We start from the raw sequence: 17,354 nt of genomic DNA, 5'->3' as shown, positions 1-17,354 counted from the left end.
GCTTGCTGTTCAGGCCAAATCGGGGCGTCGAGACACTGCCGCGCAGGCCTGCATCGGATCGCGAGCTCAAGGCTGGCGCCGCTGCCCGTCACCGTCTATGCCGGCGTATTCGCCCTGGTGAACGCGACCTATCTGTTGCTGTGCTGGGAAGCCGTCGACCGGCCGGCGATCGAGGAGATCCCGGGCCAGGCGCGCACGATCATGCGCATGCGATCCTTGACCACCCTGCTCGGCTTCCTCGCCGCGGCGGCCGTCTCGTTGCACTATCCCGTGCTCGCGCTGGCCATGATCTGCATCTGCCTTGCAGTGTATCTCAAGCCTCAAGTCGCAGAACACGCGCCGCGTCCTGCTTCAGAAGATACAACGACACCGCAAGCAGCACGACATCCTTCATCAGGAACGGAACGTTGCCCGTCATCGCCGGAAAGCCGCCCGCAGCAGCGTCCCAACCATCCGGCATAAACGGAATGATCGTGACTGTTGCGATGAAGGTACCGGTCGATCCAAGGGCGCCCACAATGCCGAGGCGCTTGCTCCAGAACCCCGCGAATATCAGAGCACCAAAAGTCCATTCGGAGACGCCGAGGAACCAGCTGGCACCTTGATGGCCGAAAGCGGGATAGAGCCACCAGATCAGCGGGCCGTTGCTGATGAAGGGGTCCAGGCGATCCGCCTCGTACGCCCACCATTTCTGGTAACCGAAGAAGAAGAACAGGATCACCATCGACGCCCGAACGATGTGGTAATCCAGGTCTCCCGCAAGCAGCCCCGATATCGGCAGCCTGCTTGCGAACGATGTGCGCGGGGCTCTCGCCAATGTACTCATGGTGTCGATCCTCCTGATCCTAACTGACGGGCCCTTGCGTGGTCAGCGTCTGACCGAGATCGATCAGAAGCCGGCAGACAAGACCGTCCGGTGCGAAGTCGAGATCGACCTGCGCGCCCGGCAGGGCCCTTGCGATCAGTTGCGTGCCAAAGCCCTTGCGTTCCGGCTTGGTCACAATCGGTCCGCCGCGCTCGCGCCACTGGATCGCAAGACCTTGTCCGCCGAGATAGGGCGGGCTTTCCCAGATCACCTCGACGGCTCCTGCCGTCGATGTCAGCGCGCCGTACTTGGTCGCGTTGGTCGCCAGCTCATGAATGATGACGTGCAGCGCCAAGGCGATGTGCGGCTCCAGCGTGAGGTCCGGCCCCGCGAGCAGAATGCGGCCCCTGTGAAACATCGCGTGCGGCTTGAGCGTTCGCTCCAGCATCGCCGCGAGAGACACTCGCTGATCCCCCGCGGATTCGATCATCCTGTAGGCATCGGACAGGGTCGCGATCCGTGCCGAGAGCGCCTCGCGAAAATCGGCGGTCGAATTCGCATCGGTGTTGTTCACGAAGCACAGAACGATGCTGAGGATATTGCGCATGCGATGCTGCAATTCCCTGACGACATCCTCGAGCGCGTCATCCCGGATCGGGGCGATCCGCTCGTAGTTCGCGCACCCGCTTCCGTCGCGGAATGAACCGGTGACAGTGTGCCTCATGTGCGGACCTATCGCTGTTTGTTGAAACGGATATCGATCAACACCCGCGGCAGATTTTCAGCTTCTTGTCGAGATCTGCGTCCAGACCTTCCAGTTTCCGGTTGAAGTCGGTAATGCGCTTCTGCACCGCATCCTCGGCAAGTGAATTCGGCATGAATTCATTGCCGCGCGGCTGCACCTGGACGCTCTCGGCCGGGCTCGGCGCTTTCGGCGACGGCGCCGGCAGCGGATCTGCCAGCGCGGTGAGGGGAATGGCGGCGAAGCTCAGGATGAGGGATGAACGGAGTTGCATGGTCGCGCCTCAACGCAGTTGATTGCCATGATGACGCGCACATTATGCAGCATGTGTACGGGCCTCGCTGTTCGTGGATTGCGCCGATTGAGGCGATATTGTTGGAATGTTTCCGTCTGCGCCCCGATTCAACCTAGGGTGCCGCCGGCGCGGGCCTTTGCTCCGCGAGAATGACCGAGAAGAGCCCGCTGTCGTCGGTCCAATCGGCGACGGGATTCCATCCGCCGGCCTGCAGCAGAACGAAGGCATCCCTGCGCCCGTATTTGAGGCTGTTCTCCGTGTGGATGGTCTCGCCCTTCGACAACGAGAAGACGCGACCGTCGACCTCGAAACGGACGTCGCGCGTGGCTTCCAGATGCATCTCGATACGCGCCTCCGCATCATTCCAGCGCGCCAGATGGCGAAACGCGCTCAGCGGAATCGAGCCGCCCAGCTCGCGGTTGATCCGATGCAAGAGGTTGAGATTGAATGCGGCCGTCAGCCCCTGCGTGTCGTCATATGCCGGCAGCAGAAAATCCTGATCCTTGATACGATCGATGCCGATCAGCAGCATCGATCCGGCACCCAGGGTCGCCGCCATGGCCCGCAACAGGTCGACCGCCGCAGGCACGGTCAGATTTCCGATCGTCGACCCCGGAAAGAAGCCGAGGCGCGCAGTCGAGGCAATCTCTTCCGGAAGCGCAAACGGATAGGTGAAATCGGCCTCGGTTGGATAGATCGGCAGTGCCGGGAATGCATGCGACAAGCCTGCCGCAACCTCCCGGAGGAACTCGCCCGAGATGTCGATCGGCACATAGGCGGAGGGCTCCGTCTCTGCCAGCAACAGTCGCGTCTTTGCCGACGAGCCTGAGCCGAATTCTACGACCGCGCGGCCCGGCCCCGCGAGCGCGGCGATTTCCGATACTGCGGACGCAAGAATCGATCGCTCGGTTCGTGTCGGGTAGTATTCGGGCAGCAGCGTGATGGCTTCAAACAGAGCCGATCCGCGTCGGTCATAAAGCCATCTCGCCGGAATTGCCTTTGGCGCGAGGCTCAGCCCTTCCATGATGTCATAGCGGAACGCCGCCGTCAGGTCGGCCACCGTAGATCGCATTTCGTTCTGGAGTTGAAGCAATTTCGGCTTTCCTTCGCACGACGTCTCGGTCGGCCCGGCCCGCGGCCGCAATGACGTCAGGAGACCAATGTCGACAATTTCTTCAGGCCGCGATGGATATTGATCTTGACCAGGGCCGCCGACTGTCCGGTCGCACCGGCCGCTCGCGCGATGCTCAGACCATTGAGCTTCACGAGGCGGATCACGCTCTCTTGCGCAGGCTTCAATCGGCCAAGCAGCTGGTCCAGCGCGGCAGCGCTGATCGCGGCACCTTCGTGATCCTCGATTGCGATGTCTTCGTCGAGCGCGAGCGCGCTGTAGCGAGACGCATCGCGCACGCGATCGACCCATTTATAGCGGGCAATCGCCGTGACCCAGGCGCCGAAGGGCTTCGAGGCCGCAAACGTGTGGCGTTTCGCGTGAATGGCCAGGAGCACCTCCTGCCTCGCATCGTCGGCGGCGGGATAGGGAAGCCGGCGCGCGTAGTAGGCACGGAGCCACAGATCCAGCTCCCGCAGCAATCGCTCATATGCGTCTCCGTCCCCTGCTCGCGCCGCAAGCAGGAGCCGGCCCCATCGCTCCGAACAATCGTTCCATCTCTCCCAACGGGCCATCTTCCGGCGATCATGTCGCGGCGGATCCGTACCCTCCCGGGGTCCTGCACGCCCGGGCGCGTCCCCGCCAGATGATTGCGTCGCCATAGAGGACGTGATGTCGTCACCCGAGAGCGCTTTCATCTTCGAAGGCTCCTGTCGAGACACTCCAGCAGCGCGCTCGTTTCGAACGGCTTTCTGAGAAGGCAGAATGCGCCGATCGAGGCCGCTTCGGCGTCCAGCTGCCTGTGAGGAAGCGCGGTAATGAGAATCACCGGCGCTCCGACCTTCTGCTGCTGGAGCTCGCGAACGAGGTTCAGCCCGCCCATTCCAGGCATGTGAACGTCGGCAATGATGCAGTCGAAGCTGAACCGGCCGGCGTAGCTCAGCAGCGCTTCGGCCCTGTCAAACGGCTCGGAGCGGTAGCCGATCGATCGCATCAGATCCACCAAAGACAGGCACAGGGCCTCGTCGTCATCGACGACTCCTACGAAAGGGACCTTCACCTGACTTACCCTCGCAAGACGCGATCGTCATCGAAACGCGATCGCAACACGGGCGATTGAAGCGCAAGCCGCTCCCCAGTTGACCAGGCGGCTGCTGTCGTGACGTTCGATGCTTGTTCGCGAGAGGCACATGTTCGGTCTCCCCAACTGAGGAAAATCCAGTAGCTGCGCCATGATCGGTTGCGCATGTCGGCCCCGAGGATGCGTTCGGCGGGTGGCTCCTACAATCTCGCGATTGTGATGCACAGACCCATACTTTGGTATGGGTCTGCGGTGCCAAGGGCGAGCCACCAAAGGCGACGCGATGTCAGGCCACGCCGATCCCGGTCGCCTGCGGCCGAACAGCGCAAGTTTGAGAAATGCACGATAACCCGCGCACAGCGCGCTCTTCGAAGCTTGGCTACCGTTCAGGACGCGACAGACGTCGACGCCGCCCTTGGCGCCAATCCGCGACCTCGAGGATGAGACGACATCAGATGGACCATCTCATAAAGAAGCTGTCCGAGCTCGATCTGGTCAGAGGCGATTTTGACTACCATGTCACGCGTGTGGCGATGATCGTCGTCTTCTTCGTCTTCAGCTGCCAGAAATGGTTCGACTACGAAGCGCACGCGTTGATTCCGTTCATCAGCAATGGTCCGCTGATCTTCTGGCTGTATCCGGTGTTTGGCGTGCGCGGCGCGGCCTACTTCCTGGGTTCAGCGGAACTGTTGTTTGGATTGCTCCTGCTGCTCGGCTTCTGGAGCAGAAGACTGGCGGTCCTGGGGTCGCTGGGTTCATGCGCGACCTATGTCGCCACCGTGACGATCATTCCGTTCTTCCCCGATGCCTGGGCCGCGCCGGCCGGCGGCTTTCCTGCGGCCACGTTGCCGTTCCTCTTCCTCATGAAGGATGTCGTACTGCTTGCGGCTTCCGTCTATCTGCTCAAGCGGGACCTCCTCCGGGCAGCAGCCGACGTGTCGCCGGCTCAGGACGGGATTGTTCGACAGGAAGCGATGCAATAGCGAGACGGACGCCAAGATCATTCTCCACGTGAGCGTAGGTTTGCGGCGACGGCTTGTAGATCTTACGCTGTCCACGCTGAACGACCTCTCGAAGACTCCCCGCAATTGCCCCCGCTCAAGCCAGGGAATCTGCGGCTCGCGGGAGAGTTCCCGATCCCCGGAGTTCCCGATCAAAATCAAATCTGCCTGTAACCTTTGTGGCCGCCTCTTCGAATGTTGGAGGCCAGAGGAGCGAGCAGCGTGAAGCCGGCGGGTTCGTTCTGATGAGTGCTGTTGTGGGGGACCTTTTCGGGGATTAGGCTGATGAGGGGGCGATTGGACGGTTGGCGCGCCTTGTCCACGGGGCGGCCGGTCAGTTCCGGAGTCCGGCGGATGAATGTGTCCTCGCCGATCCTCACGAACGGAGATGCCGGTCTCGAACTCCTGTGGGACGACGGGGAGCGCGTCTTTTGCCGCGAATGGCGCCGGGGCGCCAATGGCAACGTCAACAGCGTCTTGACCGTAAGAGCCGCGGCGGATCATCCGCCCGCGCTCCACGACCGGTTCGCTCACGAATATGCCTTGCGCGACGAGCTCGATCGAGCCTGGGCCGTGCGGCCGCTGCAGCTGATCCGCGATGGCGATCGTGCCTTGCTGATATTGGAAGACTCCGGCAGCGAGCCGCTCGAGCGGCTGCTCGGCGCGCCGATGAAGCTGGATCATTTCTTGCGATCGGCCCTCGCCATTTCCGGGGCGGTCGCCCAGCTCCATCATCGTGGCCTGATCCACAAGGATCTGAAACCGGCGAACATCCTGGTCGACGCAGCGGGCGCGATCAGGATCACCGGATTCGGCCTCGCCTCTCGCCTGCCACGCGAGCGACAGCAGCTCGAGCCGCCGGAGACCATCGCGGGCACGCTGGCCTATATGGCACCCGAGCAGACCGGCCGCATGAACCGGTCCGTCGATTCCCGCAGCGATCTGTACGCAATCGGCGTGACGTTCTACCGGATGCTCACGGGGGCACTGCCGTTCACCGCGGCCAGTCCGATGGAATGGGTGCACAGCCACATCGCGAGACGAGCCATTCCGCCTGCCGAACGAGTCGATGGCGTGCCTCGCGCCGTGTCGGCGATCATCATGAAGCTTCTCGCCAAGACGGCCGAGGACCGCTACCAGACCGCCGCCGGCCTCAAGAACGACCTCGGGCACTGCCTTGCCGAATGGCTGACGCAAGGCCGGATTGACGGCTTTACGCCCGGCGAGGCGGACCAACCGGACCGCCTCCGCATTCCCGAGCGGCTCTACGGCAGGGAACATGAGATCGAGGCCTTGCTCGACGCGTTCGACCGCGTCGCCCGGAGTGGAAAGCCCGAGCTCGTCTTGATCTCGGGCCATGCCGGTATCGGCAAGTCCGCCGTAGTCCACGAGTTGCACAGAGCCCTGGTCCCGCTCGGTGGCCTTTTCGCCTCGGGCAAGTTCGATCAGTACAAGCGCGACATCCCTTATGCGACGCTGGCACAGGCCTTTCAAAGCATCGTCCGTCGCCTCCTCGCCAAGAATGACGCCGAACTCGCATCGTGGCGCGACGCTATCTGCGAAGCATTGACGCCCAACGGCCAGCTCATGGTCGATCTGATTCCCGAATTGAAACTGATCATCGGCGATCAGCCGCCGGTCCCGGATGCCTCACCGCAAGACGCCCTGCGACGATTTCAACTCGTCCTGCAGCGCTTCATCGGCGTCTTCGCGCAATCGGATCGACCGCTTGTACTCTTCCTCGACGATTTGCAGTGGCTGGATGCTGCGACGCTCGATCTGCTCGAGGAGCTGCTGACCAGATCGGACCTGCAACACCTCTTGCTGATCGGCGCTTATCGCAGCAATGAGATCGATGCCAACCATCCGCTGAGGCGCAAGCTCGCCGCAATTCACGATTCGGGCGCGCGCATCCGGACGCACAGCCTGGCACCCCTCATTCGCGCCGACGTCGAGCGTTTCATCGTGGATGCGCTTCGCTCCGAGCCGATCCGCGCCGCGCCATTGGCGCAACGGATACATGAGAAGACCGGCGGCAATCCGTTCTTCCTGATCCAGTTCCTGCACGCACTCTCGGAAGAACGGTTGCTGGCCTTCGATCATGCGGCAGGCCAATGGCAGTGGGACCTCGAGCGCATCCATGCCAAAGGCTATACCGAAAACGTCGTTGACTTGATGATCCACAAGCTGAGCCGCCTGCCGGAAGAAACGCGGACGGCTTTGCAGACGCTTGCATGCCTCGGCAGCAGCGCCGAGATCGCAACGCTGTCATTGATGCTCGGCACATCGGAACAGCAGGTCGATCTGGATCTCGTCGACGCGGTGCGTCTCGAGTTGGTCGAGCGTCAGGACCGGCACCGCAGGTTCGTGCACGACCGGGTCCAGGAAGCCGCCTACGCACTGATTCCCGAGTCCGCGAGGCCTGCGTCGCACTTGCGAATCGGCCGGATCCTGGTGGCACGCACACCGCCGGAGCAGCGCGAGGTGGCGATCTTCGATATCGTCAATCAGCTCAACCGCGGCCTGTCCCTCGTCGGCTCGCCGGGCGAGCGCGAGCAACTCGCCGAGCTCAACTTGGTTGCCGGCCAGCGCGCCAAGGCATCCTCGGCCTATAGCTCGGCACTTGCCTATCTCTCCACCGGAAGCGAACTCCTGACCGCCGATTGCTGGGCGCGGCGGCACGAGCTTGCCTTCGCACTGGAAATCAATCGGGCCGCATGCGAGTTCCTGACCGGCGAACCGGCTGTCGCCGACGATCGCCTGACTGCACTGGCGACGCGCGCGACCAACCCGCTCGAACAGGCCGCCGTCGCATGCCTGCGCATGGACGTCTATACAACGCTCGGTCAATCCAGCCGCGCCGTCGAAATCGGCCTGGGGTACCTGCGGCAGCTAGGCGTGCACTGGTCTCCCAACCCGACTGAAGCGGAGGCGCGCCGCGAGTACGATCTTATCTGGACGGGCATTGGGGAGCGCAGCATCGAAGACCTCGTCAAGCTACCCTTGATGCGCGACCCAGCCTCGCTTGCGACGATGGATGTCCTGACAAAGCTGCTGCCGCCCGCCCTCTTCACGGATATGAACCTGCTTTCCCTCACGATCTGCAGGGCCGTCAATCTTGGGCTCGCGTGGGGCCACAGCGACGGGTCGTGCGTTGCTTATGTGCAGCTCGGAATGGTGGCCGGCCTGCAATTCGGCGACTACAAATCCGGCTTTCGCTTCGGAGAGCTCGGTTATGAATTGGTCGAGCAGCGTGGAATAAGCCGCTTCCAGGCTGCGACCTATCTGATATTCGGCGCCCACGTCGTGCCCTGGACCAGACACTTCAGGGTCGCGCGCGATCTCCTTCGCCGCGCCTTCGAGAGCGCGCACAGGAGCGGCGATCTTACCTATGCCGCCTACAGCTGCAGCAATCTGAATGGCAATCTTTTCCAGGCAGGCGATCCACTCGTCGAGATTCTGAACGAGGCCGAGACTGGCCTCGCCTTCGTCCGGAAGATGAGGTTCGGGTTCATCGAGGACATCATCGCCGCGCAACGCGGGCTGTTCCGGACGCTCCGCGGGTTGACCCCGACATTCGGCTCCTTCGACGACGAGCAGTTCGACGAGCTTCGGATCGAACAGCAGTTCGCCGCCAATCCGAATTTGTGGCGCGCTGAGTGCATTTACTGGATCCTCAAGCTCCGGGCGCGTTTTCTTGCCGGCGACTACGCAACGGCGGTCGGCATCCTGTCGAAGCTGCAGCGGCGGCGATGGACGCCGCTCACTCCGGCGGAGGCAGCTTCGTATCACTTCTATAGTGCGCTTTCTCTGGCTGCAGTGCCGGAAGCGATCGCCGCCGAGCAGGGGCACATCGACACGATTGTCGGGCATCATCGGCAACTCCAGGCCTGGGCGGAGAACTGCCCGGACAATTTCGCGCATTGCGCGGCGCTGGTCGGTGCCGAAATCGCCCGGCTGGAGGGCCGCGACTCCGATGCAATGCGCCTTTACGAACACGCAGTTCGCTCGGCCCGCGCAAACGGGCTCATTGCCGATGAGGGTCTCGCTTACGAACTGGCTGCGAACTTCTATGCGGCTCGCGATTATGACGCGTTCGCTAACATATACCGTCGGAACGCGCGCGACGCCTATTCGCAGTGGGGAGCCGATGGCAAGGTACGCCAGATCGACGACATGTATCCGCACCTTGCGGAGAACGCACCCATGGCCACCCCAACTGACACGATCGGTGCGCCGATCGAACATCTGGACCTCGTGGCGGCCCTGAAAGTCTCGGAGGCCGTGTCCGGCGAGATCGTCCTCGAGAAGCTGATCGACATTCTGATGCGCACGACCATCGAGCACGCCGGCGCGGAACGAGGATTGCTGATTTTGCAGCGGGACGCGGCGCTGCGGATTCGCGCGGAAGCGACGACCCGGGGGGCTTCGATCAATGTCGATCTGTGCGATCGCCCGATCTCCCAGACGGAAATCCCGGAGTCGCTCGTCCTGTACGCGGCTCGCACGCAAGGGAGCGTTATTCTCGACGAAGCTGCGGAAAGTGGAACCTTCAGAGGGGATCGGTACATTCAGCTCACGAGTGCCCGGTCGGTCCTGATCATTCCGCTCACGAAGCAAGGCGGCCTGGTCGCACTGCTGTATCTCGAGAACAATCTGGCGAAGGGCGTGTTTACGCCCGCAAAGGTCGCGCTTCTCAAATTTATCGCGTCCGAGGCCGCGACGTCGCTCGACAACGCTCGTCTGTACCGGGAGCTTCAGGAGCGCGAGCAGCGCTATCGCGAGGCTCAGATGGAGCTGGCCCACGCTAACCGCGTGGCGGTGATGGGACAGCTGACGGCGTCGATCGCCCACGAGGTCAATCAGCCGAACACCGCCGTCATCGCCAGCGCGCAAGCGGCCTTGAGCTGGCTCGATCACCAACCGCCGGCGCTGGCGCAGACGCGCAGGGCGCTGACACGCGCCATCGAAAACGGCATCCGCTCCAGCGAGGTCATCGAGCGAATTCGGGATCTCGTCAAGAAATCACCGCCCAAACGGGATTCCCTCGCGATCAACAACGTCATCGGTCAGGTGATCGAACTCACGCAAGCCGAAGCGGCGCGGCACGATGTCTCGATCCAGACGGTGTTCGCCGATCGTCTGCCCAAGGTCATCGGCGATCGCGTCGAGCTGCAGCAGGTCGCGCTCAACCTGATCCTGAACGCCATCGAGGCGATGAGCGAGACAACGGAGGGCAAGCGCGAGCTGTTGATCCAGACCGCGAGAGCAGATGCCGAGAGCATACGCGTATCGATCACGGATTCGGGACCAGGCTTGTCTGCGGAGGGCCAAGCGCGGCTGTTCGAACCTTTCTACACCACCAAGTCGGGCGGCCTCGGTGTCGGACTGTCGATATGCCACTCGATCCTCGTGGCGCATGGCGGCAGACTCTGGGCGGCTGCAAACGAGCCGCGCGGAGCCGTCTTCCAGTTCACCGTACCGATCGATGACGGCTTTGCCGTTGGTTGAACCACGCCCCGAAGTCGGAATCTGGCTCATAGCGTGGCTCCGATCCCGGCTATTGTTGGGGATTGGCGTTGGGAGTAGGTTCCCGAACGGGACAGGTGAAAACCTTTCCCTTCTTTTCAATCGACTGGCCGGCTAGTTCCGGAGTCCGGCAGATGCACGTATCCTCGCGGGTATCCACGAATGGCAATGCCGGTCTCAAGGCGTCATGGGACGACGGCGAGCGCGTCTTTTGCCGCGAATGGCGCCGGGGCGCCGATGGCGGCGTCAACAATGTCCTGACCGTAAGGGCGGCTACGGAACATCCGCCGGCCGCGGTCCTCGACCGGCTCGCCCATGAATACGCCTTGCGCGACGAGCTCGATGGGACCTGGGCCGTACGGCCGCTGGAGCTGATCCGCGACGGTGGTCGAACCTTGCTGATATTGGAAGATCCCGGCAGCGAGCCGCTCGAGCGGCTGCTCGGCGCGCCGATGAAGCTGACGCGCTTTCTGCGATTGGCTCTCGGCATCACCACCGCCGTCGACCAGCTGCATCGGCAGGGCCTGGTCCACAAGGATTTGAAGCCGGCCAATCTTCTGGTGAGCGGAGCAGACGAGGTCAGGATCACCGGATTTGGCCTTGCATCTCGCCTGCCGCGCGAGCGACAGCAGCTCGAACCACCGGAGACCATGGCGGGCACGCTGGCCTACATGGCGCCCGAGCAGACCGGCCGCATGAACCGGTCCGTCGATTCCCGCAGCGATCTGTATGCAATCGGCGTGACGTTCTACCGGATGCTGACGGGCGCACTGCCGTTCACCGCTGCCAGTCCGATGGAATGGGTGCACAGCCACATCGCCAGACAAGCCGTTGCGCCCGCCGAACGAGTCAATGGCGTGCCTCGCGCCGTGTCGGGGATCATCATGAAGCTCCTCGCCAAGACGGCAGAGGACCGCTACCAGACCGCCGCCGGTCTCAAGAGCGACCTCGAACGGTCACTCGCCGAATGGGAAGCGCGGGGACAAATCGATGATTTCGTCCTGGCCCAAACCGATATACCCGACCGCCTCCTCATTCCCGAACGGCTCTACGGCAGGGAGCACGAGATCGAGGCGTTGCTCACCTCGTTCGATCGCGTGACGCGGAGCGGCACGCCCGAGTTGATCCTGGTGTCCGGCCCCTCCGGTATCGGCAAGTCCGTTATGGTCGACGAAATGCACAAGGCCTTGGTGCCGTTGGGAGGGCTCTTCGCTTCCGGCAAGTTCGATCAGCACAAGCGCGATATGCCTTACGCGACGCTCGCGCATGCGCTTCAAGGCCTTATCCGGGGCCTCCTCGCCAAGAGCGACGCCGATCTGGCACCCTGGCGTAGCGCACTGCACGACGCGCTGGGCCCTCTCGGTCAGCTGATGGTGGATCTCGTACCGGAGCTGCGGCTGGTGATCGGGGATCAACCACCTGTCCCGGAAGCACCACCGCAAGACGCACAGCGACGCTTCCAACTCGTCGTTCGACGCTTCATTGGCATCTTCGCCAAGCCTCACCATCCCCTCGTGCTGTTCCTCGACGACCTGCAGTGGCTCGACCTGGCCACACTGGATCTGATCGAGTTTCTTCTGAACAGATCCGACCTGCAAAATCTGCTTCTCATCGTCGCCTATCGACGCAACGATGTCGACGTCAAGCATCTGCTGGCCCAACGGCTCGTCGAAATTCGGACGTCCCGCAAACGGGTGCGGGAAATCGACCTGGCACCCCTCACTTGCGATGCCGTCCTGGAATTCACCGCGGATGCACTTCATTGCGAGCCGGCATACGCCATGCCCATGGCGCAGCTGATATACGAGAAGACGAACGGGAATCCGTTCTTCCTCACGCAGTTTCTGCGGGCGCTGGCCGAAGAGGAACTACTGACCTTCGATCATGACAAGCGACAGTGGCGCTGGGATCTCGAACGCATCAAGGAAAAGAGCTACGCCGAAAACGTCGCAGATCTCATGGTCGGCAAGCTGAGCGGTTTGCGCGACGAGACACGTCAGGCCCTGCTGGAGCTGGCCTGCCTGGGCAACAGCGCCGAGATCGCAATGCTCTGCCTCGTGCACGGAGCATCGGAGCAGACGCTGCACGCGGATTTGAAAGACGCGACGCGTCTCGAGCTGGTCCGACGCCTCAAGAGCTCTTACGCGTTCGTGCACGATCGCGTGCAAGAGGCCGCTTATGCGCTTCAACCGGACCAGGACAGGCGAACGGCGCTGCACCTTCGGATCGGCCTGGTCCTGGCAGCGCAGCTGACGCCTGACGAAACCAACGAGCGCGTCTATATCGTTGCCAACCAGCTGAACCGCGGCATCGCCGCTTTGACGAACGGCGCTGAACGCGAACAGGTCATTGCCGTCAATCTCGCCGCGGGCCGGCGCGCACGAAATGCAACGGCTTACCACGCGGCAGCAACCTACCTTGAAATCGCGCGCGAACTGCTCGGGGAGGAAGGGCATCCGCGGTGCAGCCGGGACGCCTTCGCGATCGGCCTGCTCCACGCCGAGTGCAAATTCCTGCTCGGCGAGCTGAACACGGCAGAGGCGGAATTGACGGTCCTGTCGCAGAGCTGTTCGGACATTCAGGCGAGCGCCGAGGTCGCCAGACTCCAGGCGCAGCTATACACCACTGCGGGACAGCTCGAGCGGGCGGTCGCCGTTTGCCTCGCATTCTTGCGCAGAACCGGGATCGACTGGTCTCCTCATCCCAGCCGCAGCGAGGTGGATGAGGATCGGCGACGCCTGCGGAGCTTGACCGAAAAACTGTCCGACGAGCAGCTTCATGCGCTACCGCCGATGACCGATCCGGATCATCGTGCGACCATGGGCGTCCTGGCCGACCTCCTCACACCTGCGTTTCTCACCGATCGCAACCTGTCCGACACCATGCTCGTGGCGGCCACGCGACTGACGCTCGCACACGGAACCAGCCCTGAAGCGTGCTACCCGCTGACCGCCATATTCGGCGTGCTCGCGAGCAGTTCAACCGATGCCGAACTTGGATTCCGGCTATCACAATTTGGCGCAGCCCTTGCCGACAGGCAGCCGCAGACAGGGCTGAGCGGCCGGGCGCTTTTGGTATTCGGCCTCCACGTGACCCCATGGGTTCTCCCGATCCGATCGGGACGGCCGTTCATTCGGCGCGCTCTTGCAATCTGTTTGACGACTGGAGATCTGGCATTCGCGGCGTATTCGCATCGCGGGTTGATATCGGTGGATCTCTTCTGCGGCGATTCGCTCATGGACGTCTGCTCGCGTGCCGAGCGGTCCCTGGCATTCGCCGAGGGTTTGGGCGTCCGATTGGCTGCGGAGGGCCTCATAAGGCAACGAGATCTGGCGCTGAGCCTTATGGGACGCGATGGGCCGAATGACTTCGAGAGCCCCGGGGCGCTTCAGCCCCCGGACGCGAGCGAACCGATAAGCGCCTTCTTCTACTACGCGACGCAAATTCAGATCGAAGTCATTGCCGGACGTGACGAGGCCGCGATTGCCCTCGCCGCACGCGCAGAAGCACTCTCATGGTGCGTCCGCGCTTATTCGGATTTCACCGAATACCGGTTCTACACGGCACTCGCTCATGCCGGAGCTTATCACGCATCACGCCCTGAGGAACGCGAGCGGCGCCTCAGCGACCTCCGCGAACACCACCGCAAGCTGACAGTCTGGTCCGACCGCTGCCCCGCAAACTTCGCCGCCCGGCAGAAGCTCGTCACGGCGGAGCTTGCGCGCATCGAGGGTCGCGAACTCGAGGCGGAGCAGCTCTACGAAGAAACGATCCGATTGGCGCAAGAATCCGGCTTCGCGCAGATCGAGGCGATCGCTGCGGAACGTGCAGCAGGGTTCTACGAGGCGCGCGGCATTCGAACGGTCGTTCAATCCTACCTGACGAAAGCGCGCGATTGCTACGCGCGCTGGGGCGCCGAGGCGAAGGTGAGCCAGCTCGAGAAACTCCATCCGAACCTGCGGGAGCGAGGATCCGCGCTCAGCGCCGCAGGCACGATCGGAGCACCTGTCGAGCAGCTTGACCTTGCGACGGTTCTCAAGGTGTCGGAGGCTGTTTCAGGCGAGATCGTGCTGGAGAAGCTCACGGAGACCCTGCTTCGCTCGGCCATCGAGCATGCGGGTGCGGAACGTGGCGTGCTGATTTTACCGAGGGGTTCCGAGCTGAGAATTCGGGCGGACGCAGTGACCGGCGGCGGTTCTATCGCTCTCGATCTCGCCGATTCGCCGATCTCCGCCGCTGAAGTCCCGATGTCGATCGTGCTTTACACGGCTCGCGCGCAGGAAAGCGTCGTGCTCGACGATGCCTCGACGAGCAGCGCGTTCGGCGGCGACGAGTACATCCAGAAGAAGCACGTCCGATCAGCCTTGTGCGTGCCGCTCGTCAAGCAAGGCAGGGCGGTGGCATTTCTGTATCTCGAGAACAATCTCGCCTCGCGCGTCTTCACACCCGCCCGGATCGCGATCCTCAAATTTCTCGCATCCGAGGCTGCGACCTCGCTCGACAACGCTCGTTTGTACCGGGAGCTTCAGGAGCGCGAACAGCGTTACCGCGAGGCTCAGATGGAGCTGGCCCACGCCAACCGCGTGGCGGTGATGGGACAGCTGACGGCGTCGATCGCCCACGAGGTCAACCAGCCGAACACCGCCGTTATCGCCAGCGCGCAAGCGGCCTTGAGCTGGCTCGATCACCAACCGCCGGCGCTGGAGCAGACGCGCAGGGCGCTGATACGCGCCATCGAGAACGGCATCCGCTCCAGCGAGGTCATCGGGCGAATCCGGGATCTGGTCAAGAAATCACCGCCCAAACGGGATTCCCTGGCGATCAACGACGTCATCGGTCAAGTCATCGAACTCACGGAAGCTGAAGCGGCGCGGCACGATGTCGCGATCCAGACGATATTCGCCGATCGTCTGCCCAAGGTCATCGGCGATCGCGTCGAGCTGCAGCAGGTCACACTCAACCTGATCCTCAACGCCATCGAGGCCATGAGCGAGACAACGGAGGGCAAGCGCGAGCTGTTGATCCAGACCGCGAGAGCGGATGCCGAGAGCATACGCGTATCGATCACGGATTCGGGGCCGGGCTTGTCTGCGGAGGGCCAAGCGCGGCTGTTCGAACCCTTCTACACCACCAAGTCGGGCGGCCTCGGTGTCGGACTGTCGATATGCCGCTCGATCATCGTTGCGCATGGCGGCAGACTGTGGGCGGCTGCAAACGAACCGCGCGGCGCCGTCTTCCAGTTCACCGTGCCGATCGATGACGGCTTTGCGGTTGGTTGAACCATCTCGGCTGGCGTCATCACACCGCAAAATTGGTGGGATGACCTGTAACCAAGGCCGGGCCACGGACGAAATATAGCCATCGGATCGCGCCGGCGAAGCCAAGCACGGGCCGGAACAGGTCCGCCATCGACCGACGGTGTACTGCAGGGAGAGATCAGTTGGGACTGTCCTGGCAACAAGGCCCGCTTTCAACGGGAGCAATCGGCCGCTTTCTCGTCCCCGAGCCGCTGCCCAAGCGACTCCTGTACGTCGAACCGTTGCGCCGCCGCATCCGCGTGCGTTTTGGGGGAAGCTGGATCGCCGACAGCGAGCGGGTGCTCCTCCTTTTCGAACCGGGCCGTTATCCTGTGGCCTATTTCCCGGAGGCCGATGTTTCCCCACATGTGCTGGAACCTACCGAGCACATCACTCAACATGCCGATCTTGGGCCGACGTCCTGGTACGGCGTTCGGGTCGACGAGCAACACATCGCGGCACGAGGAGCATGGCGGCACACCAACCTGCCCGCCCATGCAGGCGATTTGCAGGGTCTGATCGCTTTTGCCTGGCGGGCCATGGATGCCTTCTACGAGGAAGACGAACGCATCGTGGGCCATGCCGCCGATCCCTATCACCGCATCGACATCCGCGAGACCTCTCGTAACCTCGTGGTCAACCACCAGGGCCGGGTCATCGCCGATACAAAGCGGCCGCTGGTCCTTTACGAGTCCGGCTTTGCACCGCGTTGGTATGTTCCACGTGCCGACATCGATGAGTCTGCCCTCACTCCCGTAAAGCTCCAGACCTTCTGCCCGTACAAGGGCCTCTGCAGCTACTACTCCATCGGAGACGCGCGCCAGGCGGCATGGTCGTATCCCGACGCCTATCCCGAAGTCCGCCGCATCTCCAATTTTGTATCGTTCGAGCCGGACATCGTGACGGTCCATCTCGATGGCATGCAGATGCGTCTCGAACCCGGCCAAACGGTGGTTCCACACGGCCCCGATCGCAATCTCGATATCGCCGAGGTGGTCGTTGAGCCAACGCCTGGTAGCCGGCCCGCTGAAGCTGCAGCCAGTCCCCTCTATCGACGCTCGTGAGACGAACGAGCATATCTTCGAGATCGCGCGGCATTCAGCCTTTCGCGTCCACGACTATGGTGGCCGTCAACGGAGCCGCTCATCCCGAGCCTCCACTACGGGAGCGCCACAATGTCCCATCGTTCGAACCAGACACGCTCGATCCGCTCCGCCTTTGCGGGCCTTCTCCTGATCGGCTTGCTGTCGCCCGCACATGCTTCCGACCGGAACAGCTCTCTCGACGCCCTCCCCGATCTGCCGTCGCGGGCCGCCGCGCGTTTCGCCTCGGCCGAGCCGACCTCGCGCCTGCCCTGGCTCGCGCCGGTCGGCCACCGTCAGCCGAGCCGGGCCGACGCGCCTCAATCGGATGCTCTGTCGGCCTGGGAGCGTGAGCAGCAGCAGCGCGATCAGATGCTGGATCGCAAGCTCATCATCTGCCGTGGATGCTGA

At 62.9% G+C, this 17,354-nt stretch carries 11 protein-coding genes; 5 read left to right on the top strand and 6 right to left on the bottom strand.

The features are described from left to right. Positions 1-313: 313 nt before the first annotated feature. The 6 genes from OWC48_RS10410 to OWC48_RS10385 form a co-directional block, all read right to left on the bottom strand. Positions 314-826 (bottom strand): YkgB family protein, encoded by a 513-nt coding sequence (locus tag OWC48_RS10410; RefSeq protein ID WP_282519902.1) that lies wholly within the window; start codon positions 824-826, stop codon positions 314-316. A 19-nt stretch (positions 827-845) separates the two neighbouring features. Further along, the gene (locus tag OWC48_RS10405; protein WP_282519901.1) at positions 846-1,529 is read right to left on the bottom strand and encodes a sensor histidine kinase; all 684 of its coding nucleotides are present in this window, start codon (positions 1,527-1,529) and stop codon (positions 846-848) included. Positions 1,530-1,566: 37 nt separating this feature from the next. Further along, the gene (locus OWC48_RS10400; protein WP_282519900.1) at positions 1,567-1,821 is read right to left on the bottom strand and encodes a hypothetical protein; all 255 of its coding nucleotides are present in this window, start codon (positions 1,819-1,821) and stop codon (positions 1,567-1,569) included. A 133-nt stretch (positions 1,822-1,954) separates the two neighbouring features. After that, complete coding sequence (egtD, locus tag OWC48_RS10395; RefSeq protein ID WP_282519899.1) at positions 1,955-2,935, bottom strand: L-histidine N(alpha)-methyltransferase; 981 nt, start codon at positions 2,933-2,935, stop codon at positions 1,955-1,957. 56 nt (positions 2,936-2,991) lie between these two features. Then, positions 2,992-3,435, bottom strand: coding sequence for a sigma-70 family RNA polymerase sigma factor (locus tag OWC48_RS10390; protein WP_223153778.1), 444 nt, complete (start codon positions 3,433-3,435; stop codon positions 2,992-2,994). 212 nt (positions 3,436-3,647) lie between these two features. Then, positions 3,648-4,013: a response regulator transcription factor gene (locus OWC48_RS10385; RefSeq protein WP_282519898.1), complete on the bottom strand. Its 366-nt coding sequence runs from the start codon at positions 4,011-4,013 to the stop codon at positions 3,648-3,650. 461 nt (positions 4,014-4,474) lie between these two features. On the opposite strand from OWC48_RS10385, the gene OWC48_RS10380 reads away from it, so the two are divergent. From OWC48_RS10380 to OWC48_RS10360, 5 genes are all read left to right on the top strand, one after another. Further along, positions 4,475-5,017, top strand: a complete 543-nt coding sequence (locus OWC48_RS10380; RefSeq protein WP_306664269.1) for a YkgB family protein — start codon at positions 4,475-4,477, stop codon at positions 5,015-5,017. 372 nt (positions 5,018-5,389) lie between these two features. After that, the gene (locus OWC48_RS10375; protein WP_282519896.1) at positions 5,390-10,546 is read left to right on the top strand and encodes an AAA family ATPase; all 5,157 of its coding nucleotides are present in this window, start codon (positions 5,390-5,392) and stop codon (positions 10,544-10,546) included. Positions 10,547-10,698: 152 nt separating this feature from the next. Continuing rightward, positions 10,699-15,843 (top strand): AAA family ATPase, encoded by a 5,145-nt coding sequence (locus OWC48_RS10370; RefSeq protein WP_282519895.1) that lies wholly within the window; start codon positions 10,699-10,701, stop codon positions 15,841-15,843. Between the two features lie 161 nt (positions 15,844-16,004). Continuing rightward, entirely contained in the window at positions 16,005-16,925 is a 921-nt protein-coding gene (locus OWC48_RS10365; protein ID WP_282519894.1) for a DUF427 domain-containing protein, read from the top strand. 111 nt (positions 16,926-17,036) lie between these two features. Beyond that, the gene (locus tag OWC48_RS10360) at positions 17,037-17,354 is read left to right on the top strand and encodes a hypothetical protein (protein ID WP_071916798.1); all 318 of its coding nucleotides are present in this window, start codon (positions 17,037-17,039) and stop codon (positions 17,352-17,354) included.

Source organism: Bradyrhizobium sp. Arg816, from assembly GCF_029989365.1.
Taxonomy (GTDB): Bacteria; Pseudomonadota; Alphaproteobacteria; order Rhizobiales; family Xanthobacteraceae; genus Bradyrhizobium.
Note: the sequence above shows the minus strand (reverse complement) of the source record. Positions and strands in the feature narration are given on the sequence as shown.

Excerpts from the sequence above, each read along its gene's own strand:
- OWC48_RS10375 (WP_282519896.1), top strand. The coding sequence starts at position 5,390 with ATGAATGTGTCCTCGCCGATCCTCACGAACGGAGATGCCGGTCTCGAA.
- OWC48_RS10400 (WP_282519900.1), bottom strand. The coding sequence starts at position 1,821 with ATGCAACTCCGTTCATCCCTCATCCTGAGCTTCGCCGCCATTCCCCTC.
- OWC48_RS10410 (WP_282519902.1), bottom strand. The coding sequence starts at position 826 with ATGAGTACATTGGCGAGAGCCCCGCGCACATCGTTCGCAAGCAGGCTG.
- OWC48_RS10405 (WP_282519901.1), bottom strand. The coding sequence starts at position 1,529 with ATGAGGCACACTGTCACCGGTTCATTCCGCGACGGAAGCGGGTGCGCG.
- OWC48_RS10360 (WP_071916798.1), top strand. The coding sequence starts at position 17,037 with ATGTCCCATCGTTCGAACCAGACACGCTCGATCCGCTCCGCCTTTGCG.
- OWC48_RS10380 (WP_306664269.1), top strand. The coding sequence starts at position 4,475 with ATGAGACGACATCAGATGGACCATCTCATAAAGAAGCTGTCCGAGCTC.
- OWC48_RS10370 (WP_282519895.1), top strand. The coding sequence starts at position 10,699 with ATGCACGTATCCTCGCGGGTATCCACGAATGGCAATGCCGGTCTCAAG.